This window comes from Lederbergia lenta NBRC 16444 (genome assembly GCF_001591545.1).
Taxonomy (GTDB): domain Bacteria; phylum Bacillota; class Bacilli; order Bacillales; family Bacillaceae_C; genus Lederbergia; species Lederbergia lenta.
The window spans coordinates 81,764-98,048 of sequence record NZ_BCVC01000001.1; the positions used below are offsets into that span (position 1 = coordinate 81,764).

Sequence of the window (16,285 nt, forward strand, 5' to 3'; positions counted from 1 at the left end):
AATGGACATACCATCCGGCACAGTAAGTATTAGTCTTGCTATTATCATAGAGGAAGAAAGCAGTATGAATTTTAATGCTTTGCATAAATACGACAATATATTGCAAGCATGAAAAAAATGTGTTACTATATGTGTAACCGGTTACACAGGAGTGAGTAAATGTCTACCATACGTGATGTTGCAAAAGAAGCTGGAGTATCAGTAGCGACTGTTTCAAGAGTTTTAAATAATAAAGGGTATTCACATGAAGATACGAAAAAACGAGTAAATGAAGCAATAAAAAAATTAAAATATAAACCGAATGAAGTAGCAAGATCACTTTTTAATAAAAAGTCAAGATTAGTTGGTTTATTACTGCCAGATATTCGAAATCCTTTTTTTCCCGAACTGGCTCGGGGAGTAGAGGATGAAATGCAAGAGCAAGGGCTACACTTAATAATTGGCAATGCCGATGAAAAGCCTGAAAAAGAAATAGAATATATTCAAACCTTTAAACAAAATAATGTAATTGGTATTATTTCGGCAACAAATCATGCTGAAACGACACCTTATAAGAACTTATCTTTTCCGGTTGTATTTCTTGATCGGACAACAAATAGTCATCCTTCTGTTTATGGTGACGGATATAATGGAGGAAAAAAAGCAGCATATGAAATCATCAGAAGGGGAAGTAAGAGAATCGCATTACTTAGAGGGCCTGCTGAATTAATGACTGCCCAAGATCGATTTAAAGGCGCCCTTGATGAGCTATGTAACTCGAACGTAGATTTTCACGTCATTTCGTCTTCTTTTAGTTTTGATGATGCCGAAAAAATGGCTATTACATTATTTGAAAATTATCCCGATATTGATGGAGTGATTGCAAGCAATGATCTCAGTGCAGCCGCTATACTACATGAAGCACTAAGGATTGGAAGATCAATTCCGAATGATATACAAATCATCGGATATGATGATATACCACTTAGCCGATTGCTTTTTCCGCCACTATCTACTATAAGACAACCAGCCTATGATATGGGAAGAGAAGCAGCAAAACTATTAATGAAAATTATTAATAATAAACCGTTATTGCAAAAAAATATCCAAATGCCTGTTACATTTATTGAAAGGCAAACGACAAGAAAGGTTGAGGAAAATGACTAAAGTAACAGTTATTGGCAGTAGTTCTATAGATTTAGTCGTAACTGCTTCAAAACGACCAAATAAAGGGGAAACAATTCTCGGTGACAGCTTTAAAACAGTTCCCGGCGGTAAAGGAGCAAATCAGGCTGTCGCTGCTGCAAGGTTGAATGCTGAGGTTTATATGGTTGGCTGTGTTGGTAAAGACCAATTTGGAGAAAAAATAGTGAATAATTTCATTTCTAATGAGGTTTTTACGACCTATGTGGAACCGGTTACACACTTAGAGACCGGAACCGCCCATATTACCCTTGCAGAAGGGGATAACAGTATCATTGTCGTTAAGGGTGCGAATGACAATATTACACCAGATTATATAGATAAGGCTCTTGATGTGATACTAAAATCAGATATTGTTCTTATTCAACAAGAGATTCCTGAGGAAACTGTAGAATACGTGGCAGATCTTTGTTTTACAAATGGTGTCCCATTATTACTTAATCCAGCACCAGCAAGACCTATTAGTAAATCAGTCATAGAAAAGGCAGCTTATATTACACCAAATGAATGGGAGGCTTCAGTTCTTTTTAACAATAAAGATATTCATGAAGCTTTAAAAGAGTATCCGAATAAATTATTGGTTACAGAAGGTAAAAACGGTGTCCGTTATTATGATGGCGAAAATGAGGTACTTGTTCCGGCTTATCCAGTAGATGCCGTTGATACAACAGGTGCAGGTGATACGTTTAATGGAGCATTTGCAGTTGCCATTGCGGAAGGTAAAAACATACAAGACAGTATTCGTTTTGCTAATCGCGCAGCCTCATTATCCGTTACAAAATTTGGGGCACAGGGCGGTATGCCAACAAGGGAAGAAGTAGAGGAGAGTTTATAAGTATGAAACGCCATGGAATATTAAACAGTCATATTTCAAAAGTTTTAGCTGATCTCGGACACACTGATTATATCGTCATTGCTGATGCCGGTTTACCTATCCCAGATGGTGTGAAAAAAATCGATTTAGCTGTTAAAAAAGGAATTCCTTCATTTATAGATATTGTGGAAGCAGTGGAAGAAGATATGGTGATTGAAAAAGTAATCATTGCCTCTGAAATAGAAGAAGGGAATCCCGGACATGCAAAATATGTCAAAGAGAAATTTGTTAATAAGAAAATAGAACAGATTTGTCATGAAGATTTTAAACAGTTAACGAAACAAGCCAAAGCAGTTATCCGGACTGGTGAAATGACTCCATATGCAAATTGTGTTTTACAATCGGGAGTATTTTTCTAATAGATGAGGTGAGAAATATGCAAATTATAATGCAGAACATCCATAAAGCATTTGGTACAAACGAAGTATTAACAGGTGTTGATTTCGATTTGCTTGAGGGAGAAGTACATGCTCTTATGGGCGAAAATGGTGCAGGGAAATCAACAATGATGAACGTTCTTACAGGATTGCATGCTCGTGATAAGGGGACCATCACCATTGATGGAAAGGAAACCTACTTTAAAAATCCAAAAGAAGCAGAGCAAAATGGGATTACCTTTATTCATCAGGAATTAAATATTTGGCCTGAAATGACTGTTCTAGAAAACTTATTTATTGGAAAGGAACTAAAGAATGCATTTGGCCTATTAAAAATGAAAGAAATGAAAGCATTGGCAAAAAAACAATTTGAAAAATTATCCGTTTCGATTCCATTGGATAAAGAGGCAGAGAGTTGTTCTGTTGGAGAGCAGCAAATGATTGAGATCGCAAAAGCTCTAATGACCGATGCCAAAGTGATTATTATGGATGAACCAACGGCTGCATTGACAGAACGAGAAATCAGCAAACTTTTTGATGTTATTACTTCATTAAAAAAAGAAGGAGTCTCCATCGTTTATATATCTCATCGAATGGAAGAAATTTTTGCTATCTGTGACCGGATTACCGTTATGCGTGATGGAAAAACGGTTGATACGAAGGAGATACCAGAAACCAATTTTGATGAAGTTGTCAGAAAAATGGTGGGCAGGGAATTAACGGATAGATTTCCTAAACGTAATCAAGAACTAGGTGAAACGGTTCTTCAAGTAAAGGGATTAACAAAAAAGGGTATTTTTGAGGACGTAAGTTTCTCCGTTCTAGAAGGAGAAATTGTCGGAGTTTCAGGATTGATGGGTGCCGGCAGAACAGAAATCATGAGAGCTATTTTTGGTCTTGATGCAATGGATAGTGGAGAGATTTGGCTAGAGGGAAAGAAAGTGATCATTAAATCACCAGATCAGGCTGTAAAGTTAGGAATAGGATTCATAACAGAGGATCGTAAAGATGAAGGATTAATCCTCGATTTTTCAATAAGTGACAACATGATATTACCGACTCTTTCTAGCTTTGCACCAAAGGGATTAATTAATGATAAAAGTACAAAAGAGTTTGTTGATATGTTAATTAAGCGCTTAACAGTAAAAACGGAATCTCCGGACATTGCGATAGGAAAACTGTCGGGAGGTAATCAACAGAAAGTAGTCATTGCCAAGTGGATTGGAATCGGTCCGAAATTGCTTATCTTGGATGAACCTACAAGAGGAGTAGATGTTGGTGCAAAAAGAGAAATTTATCAATTGATGAATGAATTGACGGAGCGTGGGGTAGCGATCATTATGATATCTTCGGAGTTGCCCGAGATTCTAGGGATGAGTGACCGGATCCTCGTGGTTCATGAAGGAAAAATAAGTGGAGTATTAGCAAAAGAAGATGCGACCCAAGAAAAAATTATGACATTGGCAACAGGAGGTCAGTAAGATGAATTCCATTCAGTCAGATTCAAAACCAGGTATGAAAAATATGATGAATGCGGTCACCCAAAAGTTAGGCCCATTACTAGGTCTAATTATATTAGTGGCTATCGTCTCCATATTAAATCCAAGTTTTCTTGAACCATTAAATATTTTAAATCTATTAAGGCAGGTTGCTATTAATGCACTTATTGCCTTTGGTATGACATTTGTTATTTTAACAGGAGGAATTGATTTATCTGTTGGGGCTATTCTTGCTTTATCAAGTGCTTTAACAGCTGGGTTGATCGTTTATGGTTTTGATCCCATTGTTGCCATGATCATTGGATGTATTCTTGGTGGGTTAATGGGTATGGTAAACGGACTATTTATTACAAAGGGGAAAATGGCCCCCTTTATTGCAACTCTAGCGACAATGACTATATTCAGAGGTTTAACACTTGTTTATACAGATGGAAATCCCATTACTATTCTAGGTGAAAATTATCTATTTCAGTTATTTGGCCGTGGATATTTTTTAGGAATACCTGTACCAGCTATTACAATGATTATTACGTTTGCGATATTGTACATTGTTCTTCATAAAACGCCGTTTGGACGAAAAACATATGCTATTGGAGGAAATGAAAAAGCTGCTTTTATTTCAGGTATTAAAGTACAAAAAGTTAAAGTTATGATTTATGGTCTTTCAGGTATGCTTGCAGCACTGGCGGGAGCAATTTTAACATCTCGTTTAAATTCTGCACAACCAACCGCGGGTACTTCCTATGAGCTTGATGCAATTGCTGCAGTTGTATTAGGAGGGACAAGCTTATCAGGAGGTAAAGGAAGAATTTTTGGAACATTAATTGGTGCTTTAATTATCGGTACCTTAAATAATGGTTTGAATCTTCTTGGTGTATCATCCTTTTATCAGATGGTAGTGAAAGGGATCGTTATTTTAATCGCAGTATTACTTGACCGCAAAAAGTAACGTAAGGAGAGAAACGATGAAGAAAATAATCGCATTATGTATGTCACTAACACTCTTGCTTTTAAGTGCTTGTTCAATGGAACCACCTGGGTGGGCAAAACCAGATAAAAAGGAAAGTTTAAAAGATATGAAAATTGGTTTATCTGTTTCTACCTTGAATAATCCGTTTTTTGTTTCATTAAAGGATGGGGTTATGAAAGAAGTGAAGGCTTTAGGAATAGACGTCATTGTTGTGGATGCGCAAAATGACTCGGCAAAACAAGTAAATGATGTGGAGGATTTGATTCAGCAAGGTGTAGATGTGCTACTTATTAATCCGACTGATTCTGCCGCGATTTCAACGGCAGTTCAATCCGCTAATAATATTGGCATACCAGTGATTACATTGGACCGTTCAGCCGATAAAGGGAAGGTAGAAGCATTAGTAGCTTCAGATAATATTAAAGGCGGAGAAATGGCCGCAAATTATATGGTTGAAAAGCTTGGAGAACAGGCAAATGTTGCTGAATTGGAAGGAGTTCCTGGGGCTTCGGCTACACGGGAAAGAGGTAAGGGATTTCATAACATTGCCGATCAAAAATTAAATGTCATTGCAAAACAAGCTGCTGATTTTGATCGATCAAAAGGATTAACTGTTATGGAAAACCTTTTACAAGCAAATCCTGATATGAAAGCAGTATTTGTTCATAATGATGAAATGGCATTAGGAGCAATTGAGGCAATTAATAGCTCTGGTAAGGACATTATGGTCATTGGATTTGATGGAAACGAAGATGCTATTAGTGCTATTCAAGCAGGTAAAATGGAAGCAACAGTTGCTCAACAACCAGAATTAATTGGAAAGCTGGCAGTGGATGCAGCAAAAGATGTCTTACAAGGGGAAAAAGTGGAGGAGCTCATAGCCGCACCGCTAAAATTAGTTACAAAAGATAAATAAGGATAACTTTTAGTCTGACTTATGGTACAAGTAGTACTAGGTCAGACTTTTTTTCTGCCCTGATCTAATACGTCACAGCGGGTTAAAATTAAGGATTAGCAAAAGTATTAACAATATGGATCAAACTGTGTCCTACCTGTGCAGTGCTATGCATTTGTCGATATTGCGGAAAATGATTGTGGGAACCCCATTTTACTTCTCATTTGCTAAACATGATCGTACCAAGTTTATTTGGAGTTTTTAGGACGTCGTATTCGTGGCTTAGTGTATGCAGTCTCCCGGATTCTATATCAACAAATTTTAGCAATATCGACTGGTACAATTAAAAGATAATGATAAGATAAATACATGAATGAAAATCACTAGAAAAGTAGCAATATTATCCTTTTTAAAAGGGGGAAATAAATTGATATTAGAAGCTGTTATGTTACAAGTTAAGACAGGGTTAGAAGTAGAATATGAAGAAGCATTTCGTGAAGCGTCAAGTATTATCTCTTCTATGAAAGGGTACATATCTCACGAATTACAGCGTTGTATGGAAGTGGAAGGGAAATATTTACTTCTTGTGCAATGGGAAAATTTAGAGGACCATACAATTGGATTTAGGCAATCGAATGAGTACCAAGAATGGAAAAAGAAATTACATAAGTTTTATGACCCATTCCCAACAGTTGAACATTTTGAGAAAGTTAAACTTTCATAGTTGAAATTTTATTGTTTTCAACTGATAGATTCTATTAATTAAATGTTTATAATACTCAAAGGGATTGTCAGTAGGAGGAATGTGTATAGCATGAAAACTGATTCTCTTATCCTGGTTTTAATTTTATGGGGGATGCCAACATTTATAGTTGTTAGAGGATATTTAAAGATGAATACTGAGGATAAGAAATCAGCAATCAATGATTTTAGGTCTCGTCGTTTTATACTTACAACGGGTTTTATTAACTTTGGTGCTTTCTGTGCACATTTAGGTTTTTTATTCGATATAAGCATAGTGAAGATAATTGGGTTATTATTCTTTATTTTAGGAGGTATCTTCATAATTGTTAATATATGGAATGAGAGAAAAATCAGTAGCTTGTTTATGATTATTTTGATAGTTATCTTTTTTGTGGGGGTATGGAAGAACTAACGGGTAGCATAACCTTAATGGAGCAAGGTAGATTAGTTTAGGGATAGATTATTCTGTATGAAGAAGGAGAAAGAACAATGGTACAGTCAATAATTTTTGATATGGATGGTACTCTATTTCAAACGGATAAAATTTTAGAATTATCACTTGATGATACATTTAACCATTTACGATCACTAAATAAATGGGATACAGTAACACCTATTGATAAATACCGTGAAATGATGGGTGTACCTTTACCAAAAGTATGGGAAGCTTTGTTACCAAATTACTCCAACGAAATAAGAGAACAAACAGATGCTTATTTTCTGGAAAGATTGATTGAAAACATAAAAAGTGGAAAAGGTGCTTTATATCCTAATGTAAAAGAAGTTTTCAGTTATTTAATAGAAAATAATTATTCCATTTACATAGCGAGTAATGGTTTAACGGAATATTTAAAAGCGATTGTAAGTTATTATAATTTGGATCAGTGGGTTACTGAAACATTTAGTATTCAAGATATACAAACGCTTGATAAAGGAGATTTGGTTAAAGCAATCATAAAAAAATATGATATAAAAAAAGCAACAGTAGTTGGGGATCGTTTATCTGATATAAAAGCGGCTAAAGATAATGATTTAATTGCAATTGGATGTAATTTCGATTTTGCTCAAGAAGATGAACTCGCCCAAGCTGATTTGGTAATAGATAACTTAATGGAGCTAAAAACGGTATTGGCTAAAATGGAGAATAGCTTTCAATAAAATACAAAGAGATTGGAAGTGTTTCGTTTGCTTAATATTAATCGTTACCATCGTGTTAAACGCAATTACTTTGTTTGTTTATCGTGATAAAACAGTAAAGTAGCAGGTATGATTTTAGCTTATAAGTTTAAAATAATTCTAGACTAGAACAAGCAAGCTACGTAAAAGTAGCTTGCTATTTTTACACGTTTAACCCTGGATTATGTGTTGCTGGTTTAATGTATTTAGTTAATAGTTTCCGTGAGATGGGTCCAACAATTAGTAACTGTGATGGAAGTGCTACGATAAAGTTTAGACCAACTATTTTAAGATAAGCTGTGAAAATAGAGCCTTCAATACCTACCATTAACGCAGTTAGGATAAGTCCGTATACTGACATAATCAGAACCATCATCGGTACCATACAAAAAGCAATTGCCACAATAAAGTTGATTTCTTTCGATTTATCATAGGGGAGTGATAAGGCAAGTTTGCGTGCTTTTGGCTCAACTAGTGACTCAACGATAAATGCTACGATAAATGTTATGACAAATTGAGCTACTGCGCTCCCTACTGTAAATGATGAAAATCCGTGTAAAGCTGTGTTATAAACTGACATAATCAGAACCATTCCAAAACACATAAATAGTCCAAATATAATGCCTTCTTTTTTATTACTAGGCAAATTAAAACATCCTTTCGTTTAGCGAACAAATGTAATTATATATGCCTAATTTTTTTTACATAAGTGACGTTTTTGTGAATCTTTTTAGGTGTTGTGATAGTTGGATTGCAAAGATTGCGCAAAAAATTACTCAATAGAACTTACAATAAAATAATATGAATGATAAGCAAAAGTAATTTTAGTCTCCCGACTCTAATAATGAAAGTGTATTCAAATTATAATAATAATGATATAGGATCACGAGTGTCTTCCAGTGTATGATATAGAACCATAGGTGAGAGAATGAATTCCTTAACTATGGTTCTTCGTCATGCAGCTAGGGAGGGGGGAATCGTAGAGTTTATTTAAATAGATTGTTAGGGTAGGAATTAGCTTAATTTATTTTCTGTTAATGTGAAACATAAAAGTCGATAAGTGCGTATAGTAGGCTAGCTTAAAGAGTAGGGTTATCATCTAAAAATACAAGAAATTAGTAAAATAAAGAACGATAGAGATTCAGTTTAAATGTTAGTAATCCATATAAATATAAAAATTTAGAGGTGATGAAATGGAATATTGGGATTTAGTTGAAAACCCCACAGGTGAAACGTATCGTCAGTTAATAAAAGTTCTATGTGATTATTCGGACACATTTTATTTTGTGACAAGAAAAGAGTTGAGATACGCCCAAGAGATTCTGGACGAATTTGAACCCCACACTGTGAAAACCTATAAAACAAAAAAGTGGGCAAATACAGAAACAAAAGGACCAGCTGCAACCGTGTATGTCATGGAGGCAAATCAAGATACGTGTGAGCTGCTACTACAGCCAGCGAATAAGCTATACGATTGGGTGGCTCCGAATTTGCCTGAAGACTTAACATTTATTAAAAATAATTTTGCTTGGTTTACTTGTACGACGCATGAACAATTTGGCGGATTTTCTATTCGTTCTAATTACTATAGAAGGTTACTTGATCAAGTTTCAAATTTGAAAGTAGTGAAGGTGGAATAGAAATGATCTGATTTCATCGCCAAGATAGAATGAAGGATGGTGATTAGTTGTTACTACTCAATGGTGTAACTGGATTAACAGATGGATCTGATGGTGATTATCAGCAACAAGACGGCAAACAGTTTAAAAAGCTCTGTTTTAGTTTTGTACTACCGAATGGTGGTAAAATAATAAATTTCACAGAACCACAAATAGATACAAACTTTTTCAAAGTAGAAGTTGAAATCTTTGGTAGAAGGCGGTATATATTGCTTAATGAAAGCTATCCATTTTTGGCATTTGCCTCAAATGTAGGATATTTTAGTATAGATTTTGTGGATGAATCTAGATTAGCCGAATTATTCAGCCCTTTTTATTGTGTAGTGGAAGCAATTGAGCTTAATGAACCACTAAAAATAAAACTTGGACCTAAAAATGACATTTTAGAAAATGATAACGAGTTGAGTAGGCTTGAATTGAAGGAAATTGCATATTGGAGGCCGACAAAGATTGGGAGTGTCATTTTTAACCATTGGGATTAGGATAGGAAAGAGATCAAAAATTTAACTAATTAAAACTCCGATACAGGGGGAACTTGAAAGGTAATTTGTATAAATCACTTTTACCAGAGTTTAAGAATTGTAGGGTAATGGATTCCTAGATGTCTTTGAATAAAATGATAAGTGAGGTTATTTCGCATGAATGCTAAGATCGAGGAATTAATTGATTTCACAAAGACGAAATTGGGATTACATAATTATTATTTGAAACTACATAGGCTCAATCGAAACGTCAATATATTTAATGAAACGGTTTATACACTATGTATGGAGTGGTTTCCTAATCATGTCATTGAACAAGAGGATGATGATTTAAACCCTGAAGGTACGGCGGTTATTGAGATAAATGTGAACACACGTAAGTTTGAGAGTGTTATCTTTGTAATGGGGAAAACCTATGCAAGGGATGGCATAACGTTTTCCAATAAGGATATTAAAGAGATTGTAAAATGGATTGAATGTGAAACAGGATTAACATATGGGAAACAATTTGAATTACATAAAGAGAGTGATGGAGAGCTACAATTTAAAGAATGCATGGAAGGTGTAGCTGTGTCTCCCTCTGGATTTATTGACGTTACACTTAATGTGGAAGGGAAACTCACCTCCTATTCAGTGCATGGTCAATTTCCTTCTAAAGAAATAGTAAAAGAAGATACATATATAATTTCCCTTGAAAGAGTAGAAAATTTGGCAAAGGAACAATTGAAGTTGATTGAATTTCCTTCCTATGAACAGAATAAATTAATTCCTGTTTATGCGGTGGAGGAGATTTACGTTTCAAATGACCAAACTTCGACTATCCCATTCGAATTTATTGTGGATGCAAGGTCATATGTGAAAATAGATAAAATCATGTATTGGGATACAGCGATAATGAAACCATTTGAAAGAAAAGAAATGAATATATTTGGGGATGTAACAGTTGATCAGGCATTTACTTGCGGACCAAGCCCTGATTCATTTCCAATAACAGAATTAGAGCAGGAAAAATGTGTAATGGCGATTAAAGACTTTTTGCGACAAGAATATTCGAGTGACACAGGAAAATGGATGATTAAAACATTGCATCGTGACAAAGGGTATATTCATGCCATATTAAGGGCGAACTCCCAGGACAATCGTATATTCCAAAGAAAATTAATGATCATAATTGATGCCAAGGATCTTCAGGTAATAAATTTTATGGATAACAAACCAATGCTGGGTATTTTTGAGCAATTACAAGCCCCTGATAAAATAGCGATAACGAACGAAGAAGCCTTTGGGAAAATCAAAGAATTATTTGAGCTAAAGCCTTATTATGTTTATGACTTCCAACAAAAACAATATATTTTATGCGGGAAGTTAGATTGTCATTATGGTGTAAATGCATCAAGCGGTGAAATTGTTTCATTGGATGATTTATAGGTTCGAAGGTTTACTACGAGGAAATTAGAATATTCACCTTTCAGCAAACAAGGTAGGTTATAACTACATCGAGTCAAGCCAGACATACTAGAATTGGCCAAGGAATAGATAATAAAAAAACAACAAGTTGAGTTCAATTTTGATAAAGGATTTAATATAAAGTAGTATTAATTTAATCAAATGATCATTGTCAATGTTGTGGCAGACTACAGGCACTAATTTACGGAGGGTTTAATGTGGATAATAACGATATATTAATTCGACTAAGATACGCACTTGAAATAAAAAATAAAGAGATTTCGGAAATATTTAAACTCGGCGGCGAAGATGTAACAGTCCCAGAGGTAGTAAAGATTTTTACAAAGTCAGATGATTATGATACTGAAAATGATGATCAAATTAAATGTAATAATAGTATGTTAAATGCATTTTTAGATGGTCTAATTATTTTTAAAAGAGGGAAACAAGAACCGAAACCAGGACAGCCGGATACAGCGGGACCTTCTATAAAGAAAAGCGCAAACGTAAATAATCTTCTATTAAAGAAAGTGAAAATCGCGCTGGCATTAACTACTGAAGATATGCTGGACATTTTCGAAAAAGCGGGAATCACTGTTACAAAAGGAGAGCTTGGCGCTTTATTAAGAAAAGAGGGGCATAAGAATTATAAAGAATGCGGAGATAAATACGCCAGGAATTTCTTAAAAGGATTGTCTGTAAAATATAGGGAATAATTATACAGCTTAAATTAAAAGCTTACGGCGTTGAAAGACTTCGTAAGCTTTCGTTCGGCAATCCTTCCCCCCTTTTAACATCCATATGAAAAATTTGAGATAGATGAGTAGATAAAAGGAGAAAAAATATGAACTGTTTTTGTGAAAGTGGGAAAACATATGAATTAAAAATAGAAGGGGATGTCGGAGCAGATCCTTTTTGGTGCGATATATGTGGTTGCAATCTCAATACAGAAGACGTTCCAATATCAGGTGAATTAGCAGAGGAATTGTCGTCTTGGGCAATAAATTATGGAGAATGGATAGATTGGGAGAAAGATAGATTACTTTCTAATGGGCTGGAGATGGAAGATGATTTTAATCGAATAGGAGTTGCTTTAACGAAAAAAGTGCTCCAAGAAATTGGGGATATATATAACGTAAAATACTCACCCGCGAAAAGTACAAGCTTCTATTAAAAGTGAAAACAATTTTGTGTAGTGGAAAGCAAAGTAGGAGAGATTAGGCGATGACAGAATCATATTTTTAGCTTCATCAAAGCCATTTAATATACCTGAAGAAATAGAGGAGTATAATAAACGAACAGTGTTTGAAATGGAGGAAGATATTATATACCTTACTGTTCAAGAGATAGATAAATATTGGGAGAAAGAGTTGGAAGGTTTGTTTTCTATGCCTTTTATATACGAGATAAATGGGGCTGGAAATCGTTTATTTCTATTATACATTGAAAAGTATATGGAAATAGGAGATGTGTTAGAAATTATCAAAGTACCGAACCAACATTCATTTGAAGAATATAAAAGAGACATGTTGGAAAGACCTGAGTCGATTGAAATAAATGTGGATAGCTATACTTACCGAGATATTCATGGTTCTTATCAAATGAATAATAAAAAATGGTTAGCAGATTTAAGCCAGCGAAATTATATGACGCATTGCGGTATCACCACCTTTTTAAAATATTGATATTAGTTGGGGTAATTTAACTTTTCAGCTATGAACTTAGGTAGTTATCATGTAGGGTAATAAGAAAGTCGGCATGATAACGACGGAAGAGTTAATAGATAATGATTTAGAGAGTGAGGCTTAAAAATGAAAAAGTTATTTGTGGGGTTGACGTTTTTTGTAATATCTGCAATTTTATATAGTGCCAATGTGATTTCAGTATCAATTGCTAAACTAAATAGTGTTGGTCAATCAGAAGTAGGTTACTCTCTAGTAATACTTAGTATCATTACCTTAATAACAGGGGTTAGTGTATTGTTTACAAAGGAATAGTGCCAATTTAATGAGTTTTTTATTTTTTTGAAAAAACTACTGTTAATATTCAACGTTTCGTGTGAAGTTACAAGGAATCCCATCTTAGAGAGGAGTATGGCCTGGTGATAAAAGATATGACAGAGGGCCGCCCGCTAAAACTTATATTTGCGTTTACAATGCCAATGTTGATCGGCGGAGTATTTCAACAGTTTTATAATGTAGCGGACACCTTGATTGTAGGAAATTTTGTAGGATCTCGTGCTCTTGCTGCTGTTGGTGCTACAGGTTCTACTTTATTTTTTATACTTTCTCTTACAATGGGACTTACAAATGCTTTTTCAATTGTGATGTCTCAATACTTTGGTGCAAAAAATGAAGAAATGGTACGAAAAACAATGATCAGTTCTATTTATATCACACTGCTCTGTATAATTATATTGTGTTTTGTAGGAATTTTTGGAGCTAGGTCGCTTATGGAATTATTGAAAACTCCACACGATATTATCGACGATGCGACTCTATACATTCAAATTTGTGTAGGTGGTAGTGTAGGATTACTTATTTATAACGGAGCAGCTGCAGTTCTTCGAGCGGTTGGTGATAGTAGAACGCCTTTATACTTTTTAATTCTTTCATCTATTCTAAACGTATTATTAGATTTACTATTTGTAATCGTTTTCGATATGGCAGTAATGGGTGTAGCAATAGCAACAGTGATAGCCCAAGTTATTTCTGCTGTACTTTGTGTGCTTTATATATACAAAAAGTTTCATATTTTTCGGGTATCACGTTCAGATTGGAGCCTGCATTGGGGTAACATCGGGATGATCTCTAAAATCGGTGTGCCGATGGGACTACAAAGCTTATTAATTTCTATTGGTGAAATGGCTGTTACAGGAGTTGTGAACGCTTATGGAACGAACGCAGTGGCAGCTTATACAACTAGTTTGAGAGTGCAACAGTTTGCTACTCTTGCCTATCTTAATATTGCCCAAGCCTTTGCCACCTTTGCCGCACAAAATCTAGGTGCTAAAAAGCCAGATCGAATCCAAGATGCTTTTAAAAAGGTTGCGCTTATTACTGTCGGGTTAAGTATTTTGTCTTCCATATTGATCTTTCTATTTGGAGATGTAATAATAAGATGGTTTATTTCTGATCAGGATTCCCATCTTGAAACAATTGTTGAAATGTCAGGTGAATTCTTGCTTATCAGTGCCTGCTTCTTTCCTTTTTTAGGACTTATATGGCTTTACAACAACACATTGCGTGGGATGGGTGTAGTAACCATTCCTTTAATATCAAGTGTAGTAGAATTAATATCTAAGGTAGGGCTCTCCTTACTACTTGGAATGATGTTTGGTTATATTGGTGTATGGTATGCGGGGCCAATCGGTTGGGCGCTTGGATTAATCCCGTCATTTATTGAATATCATAGTGGCAGGTGGAAACGCTTGGCTGATCGGATTGTTGGATAGAACACGGAGTTTTTAAAGCATCTGGCGAAGACTTTATGCAAAATAGTATGTAAAGGGGAGTAGAAATGAATAGAGAGACAAATCGGAAGTTCGTAGTTATTGCGTTATTAATTTCTACGTTTTTAACTGCAATAGAAGGAACGATCGTAAGTACGGCCATGCCAAAAATTGTTGGAGATTTGGGTGGTAGTCATTTATATACTTGGGTTATTTCCGTATACTTATTAGCTGTTGTCATTAGCACCCCGGTTTTTGGGAAAATGGCAGATCTATATGGAAGAAAGCTAATGTTTACAATAGGTACAATTATATTTTTAGTAGGCTCCGTCCTTTCAGGGCTTTCACAGTCAATGGAACAGCTCGTTCTATTTCGCCTCATTCAAGGGATTGGTGGAGGTGCCTTAGCAACAATTCCATTTACCATTATTGGAGATGTTTTTGAATTTAAAATGCGTGCAAAAATGCAAGGATGGATTAGCAGTGTTTGGGGAATTGCTGGGATCATTGGTCCGCTTGCAGGTGGATTCATTGTGGACACGATTTCTTGGCATTGGATCTTTTTTATGAATTTGCCCTTTGGAATCATTTCATTAATACTTTTGTGGACTGCTCTGCATGAACAAATAGAAAAGAAAAAGCAAATCATTGATTATGGTGGTATTTTCACATTTGCTATTTGTATGACGGCTTTCTTATATGCATTGACTTTATTAAAGGAGTATAAGCAGGTTACAGGTAATATTTCTATATTATTTATTGTCGCACTCGTGGGACTTTGTTTATTTCTTTGGATTGAAGCTAAGGGAAAAGAGCCGATGTTGCCACTTTCTTTATTCAAAAATAGCTTCATTACAATATCTAATATTGCTGGATTTTTATTAGGCTTTATCCTTGTTACCGTAACATTCTATATTCCATTATGGGTGCAAGGCGTAACGAACTTGAATGCGACCTTTTCTGGAATAGCCATGTTGCCAATGTCATTGACATGGCCACTCGGGGCGGTTTTTTCTGGAAGGTGGATGAGCAAGAAACCAATATCCCATATTACATTGATTGGTATCGCAGTGATTATCATTGGATGCATTGGCTTAGTGTTCTTTAAGACTGATACAACGGTAGCATGGATGATGGTTGTCACAGCCATTCTGGGGCTAGGTTTCGGGTTAGCCTTTACAGCATTTACTGTTGCTGTTCAATCATCAGTGGATTGGAATATGCGTGGAGCGGCAATGGGGTCCAATAATTTATTAAGAAATTTAGGACAAGCAATTGGTATTGCCATTTCAGGCTTATGGTTAAGTGATGAGTTACAAGGACATGCATTAGAGTCAAGTTTGCATACAGTGTTTATCATGTTGGTAATCCTAGCAGTATGTGCATTTGCTGTAACTGGAATATTGCTTAGTAAAAAGGAAACAGCTCTGTCTACTGATTAAAATAGAGGTACTTGTTTTATAAGTGAAGAGGCAAACTCGAAGTGTCAATTTAGATGCTCCTTTGAGTT

Annotated in this window: 19 protein-coding genes; 18 read left to right on the forward strand and 1 reads right to left on the reverse strand. The window is 35.3% G+C overall.

Features of this window, described 5'->3' with window-relative positions; all coding sequences use genetic code 11:
- Nucleotides 1–159 precede the first annotated feature (159 nt).
- The 9 genes from BLE01S_RS00380 (at nucleotide 160) to BLE01S_RS00420 (ending at nucleotide 7,699) form a co-directional block, all read left to right on the forward strand.
- Nucleotides 160–1,146 (forward strand): LacI family DNA-binding transcriptional regulator, encoded by a 987-nt coding sequence (locus tag BLE01S_RS00380; RefSeq protein ID WP_066135836.1) that lies wholly within the window; start codon nucleotides 160–162, stop codon nucleotides 1,144–1,146.
- Nucleotides 1,139–2,017: a ribokinase gene (rbsK, locus tag BLE01S_RS00385; RefSeq protein WP_066135837.1), complete on the forward strand. Its 879-nt coding sequence runs from the start codon at nucleotides 1,139–1,141 to the stop codon at nucleotides 2,015–2,017. Before BLE01S_RS00380 ends, rbsK begins: the two co-directional genes overlap by 8 nt.
- A 2-nt stretch (nucleotides 2,018–2,019) precedes the next feature.
- Nucleotides 2,020–2,415, forward strand: coding sequence for a D-ribose pyranase (rbsD, locus tag BLE01S_RS00390; protein WP_066135840.1), 396 nt, complete (start codon nucleotides 2,020–2,022; stop codon nucleotides 2,413–2,415).
- Between the two features lie 17 nt (nucleotides 2,416–2,432).
- Nucleotides 2,433–3,914, forward strand: a complete 1,482-nt coding sequence (locus BLE01S_RS00395) for a sugar ABC transporter ATP-binding protein (protein ID WP_066135843.1) — start codon at nucleotides 2,433–2,435, stop codon at nucleotides 3,912–3,914.
- A 34-nt stretch (nucleotides 3,915–3,948) separates the two neighbouring features.
- Nucleotides 3,949–4,881: a ribose ABC transporter permease RbsC gene (gene rbsC / locus BLE01S_RS00400; RefSeq protein WP_111703605.1), complete on the forward strand. Its 933-nt coding sequence runs from the start codon at nucleotides 3,949–3,951 to the stop codon at nucleotides 4,879–4,881.
- A 16-nt stretch (nucleotides 4,882–4,897) separates the two neighbouring features.
- On the forward strand, nucleotides 4,898–5,818 hold the full coding sequence (rbsB, locus tag BLE01S_RS00405) for a ribose ABC transporter substrate-binding protein RbsB (RefSeq protein WP_066135848.1): 921 nt from the start codon (nucleotides 4,898–4,900) through the stop codon (nucleotides 5,816–5,818).
- Between the two features lie 406 nt (nucleotides 5,819–6,224).
- Nucleotides 6,225–6,521: an antibiotic biosynthesis monooxygenase family protein gene (locus tag BLE01S_RS00410; RefSeq protein ID WP_066135851.1), complete on the forward strand. Its 297-nt coding sequence runs from the start codon at nucleotides 6,225–6,227 to the stop codon at nucleotides 6,519–6,521.
- A gap of 90 nt (nucleotides 6,522–6,611) precedes the next feature.
- Nucleotides 6,612–6,953, forward strand: coding sequence for a hypothetical protein (locus tag BLE01S_RS00415; RefSeq protein ID WP_066135855.1), 342 nt, complete (start codon nucleotides 6,612–6,614; stop codon nucleotides 6,951–6,953).
- A gap of 77 nt (nucleotides 6,954–7,030) precedes the next feature.
- The gene (locus BLE01S_RS00420; RefSeq protein ID WP_066135858.1) at nucleotides 7,031–7,699 is read left to right on the forward strand and encodes an HAD family hydrolase; all 669 of its coding nucleotides are present in this window, start codon (nucleotides 7,031–7,033) and stop codon (nucleotides 7,697–7,699) included.
- A gap of 181 nt (nucleotides 7,700–7,880) precedes the next feature.
- On the opposite strand, the gene BLE01S_RS00425 is transcribed toward BLE01S_RS00420, so the two are convergent.
- Nucleotides 7,881–8,363 (reverse strand): DUF2798 domain-containing protein, encoded by a 483-nt coding sequence (locus BLE01S_RS00425; protein ID WP_066135861.1) that lies wholly within the window; start codon nucleotides 8,361–8,363, stop codon nucleotides 7,881–7,883.
- Between the two features lie 547 nt (nucleotides 8,364–8,910).
- Here BLE01S_RS00425 and BLE01S_RS00430 point away from each other — a divergent pair.
- From BLE01S_RS00430 to BLE01S_RS00470, 9 genes are all read left to right on the forward strand, one after another.
- Nucleotides 8,911–9,357, forward strand: coding sequence for a hypothetical protein (locus BLE01S_RS00430; protein WP_066135864.1), 447 nt, complete (start codon nucleotides 8,911–8,913; stop codon nucleotides 9,355–9,357).
- Between the two features lie 47 nt (nucleotides 9,358–9,404).
- The gene (locus BLE01S_RS00435) at nucleotides 9,405–9,878 is read left to right on the forward strand and encodes a hypothetical protein (RefSeq protein ID WP_066135867.1); all 474 of its coding nucleotides are present in this window, start codon (nucleotides 9,405–9,407) and stop codon (nucleotides 9,876–9,878) included.
- Nucleotides 9,879–10,034: 156 nt separating this feature from the next.
- A complete protein-coding gene (locus tag BLE01S_RS00440; RefSeq protein ID WP_066135870.1) occupies nucleotides 10,035–11,306 on the forward strand; it encodes a hypothetical protein in 1,272 nt (423 codons plus the stop codon).
- Nucleotides 11,307–11,542: 236 nt separating this feature from the next.
- Entirely contained in the window at nucleotides 11,543–12,040 is a 498-nt protein-coding gene (locus BLE01S_RS00445) for a YehS family protein (RefSeq protein WP_066135873.1), read from the forward strand.
- 128 nt (nucleotides 12,041–12,168) lie between these two features.
- Nucleotides 12,169–12,498 (forward strand): immunity protein CdiI family protein, encoded by a 330-nt coding sequence (locus tag BLE01S_RS00450; RefSeq protein WP_066135876.1) that lies wholly within the window; start codon nucleotides 12,169–12,171, stop codon nucleotides 12,496–12,498.
- A gap of 127 nt (nucleotides 12,499–12,625) precedes the next feature.
- The gene (locus BLE01S_RS00455; RefSeq protein WP_066135879.1) at nucleotides 12,626–13,009 is read left to right on the forward strand and encodes a hypothetical protein; all 384 of its coding nucleotides are present in this window, start codon (nucleotides 12,626–12,628) and stop codon (nucleotides 13,007–13,009) included.
- Nucleotides 13,010–13,135: 126 nt separating this feature from the next.
- The gene (locus BLE01S_RS00460) at nucleotides 13,136–13,321 is read left to right on the forward strand and encodes a hypothetical protein (RefSeq protein ID WP_066135882.1); all 186 of its coding nucleotides are present in this window, start codon (nucleotides 13,136–13,138) and stop codon (nucleotides 13,319–13,321) included.
- Between the two features lie 104 nt (nucleotides 13,322–13,425).
- Nucleotides 13,426–14,778 carry an MATE family efflux transporter gene (locus BLE01S_RS00465; protein WP_066135885.1) on the forward strand — a complete coding sequence of 451 codons (1,353 nt, stop codon included), beginning with the start codon at nucleotides 13,426–13,428 and terminating at the stop codon, nucleotides 14,776–14,778.
- A 65-nt stretch (nucleotides 14,779–14,843) separates the two neighbouring features.
- A complete protein-coding gene (locus tag BLE01S_RS00470; protein ID WP_066135888.1) occupies nucleotides 14,844–16,217 on the forward strand; it encodes an MDR family MFS transporter in 1,374 nt (457 codons plus the stop codon).
- Nucleotides 16,218–16,285: the final 68 nt, after the last annotated feature.

Excerpts from the sequence above, each read along its gene's own strand:
- rbsK (WP_066135837.1), top strand. The coding sequence starts at position 1,139 with ATGACTAAAGTAACAGTTATTGGCAGTAGTTCTATAGATTTAGTCGTA.
- BLE01S_RS00460 (WP_066135882.1), top strand. The coding sequence starts at position 13,136 with ATGAAAAAGTTATTTGTGGGGTTGACGTTTTTTGTAATATCTGCAATT.
- BLE01S_RS00420 (WP_066135858.1), top strand. The coding sequence starts at position 7,031 with ATGGTACAGTCAATAATTTTTGATATGGATGGTACTCTATTTCAAACG.
- BLE01S_RS00380 (WP_066135836.1), top strand. The coding sequence starts at position 160 with ATGTCTACCATACGTGATGTTGCAAAAGAAGCTGGAGTATCAGTAGCG.
- BLE01S_RS00440 (WP_066135870.1), top strand. The coding sequence starts at position 10,035 with ATGAATGCTAAGATCGAGGAATTAATTGATTTCACAAAGACGAAATTG.
- BLE01S_RS00415 (WP_066135855.1), top strand. The coding sequence starts at position 6,612 with ATGAAAACTGATTCTCTTATCCTGGTTTTAATTTTATGGGGGATGCCA.
- rbsD (WP_066135840.1), top strand. The coding sequence starts at position 2,020 with ATGAAACGCCATGGAATATTAAACAGTCATATTTCAAAAGTTTTAGCT.
- BLE01S_RS00395 (WP_066135843.1), top strand. The coding sequence starts at position 2,433 with ATGCAAATTATAATGCAGAACATCCATAAAGCATTTGGTACAAACGAA.
- BLE01S_RS00430 (WP_066135864.1), top strand. The coding sequence starts at position 8,911 with ATGGAATATTGGGATTTAGTTGAAAACCCCACAGGTGAAACGTATCGT.
- BLE01S_RS00470 (WP_066135888.1), top strand. The coding sequence starts at position 14,844 with ATGAATAGAGAGACAAATCGGAAGTTCGTAGTTATTGCGTTATTAATT.
- BLE01S_RS00450 (WP_066135876.1), top strand. The coding sequence starts at position 12,169 with ATGAACTGTTTTTGTGAAAGTGGGAAAACATATGAATTAAAAATAGAA.
- rbsC (WP_111703605.1), top strand. The coding sequence starts at position 3,949 with ATGAAAAATATGATGAATGCGGTCACCCAAAAGTTAGGCCCATTACTA.
- rbsB (WP_066135848.1), top strand. The coding sequence starts at position 4,898 with ATGAAGAAAATAATCGCATTATGTATGTCACTAACACTCTTGCTTTTA.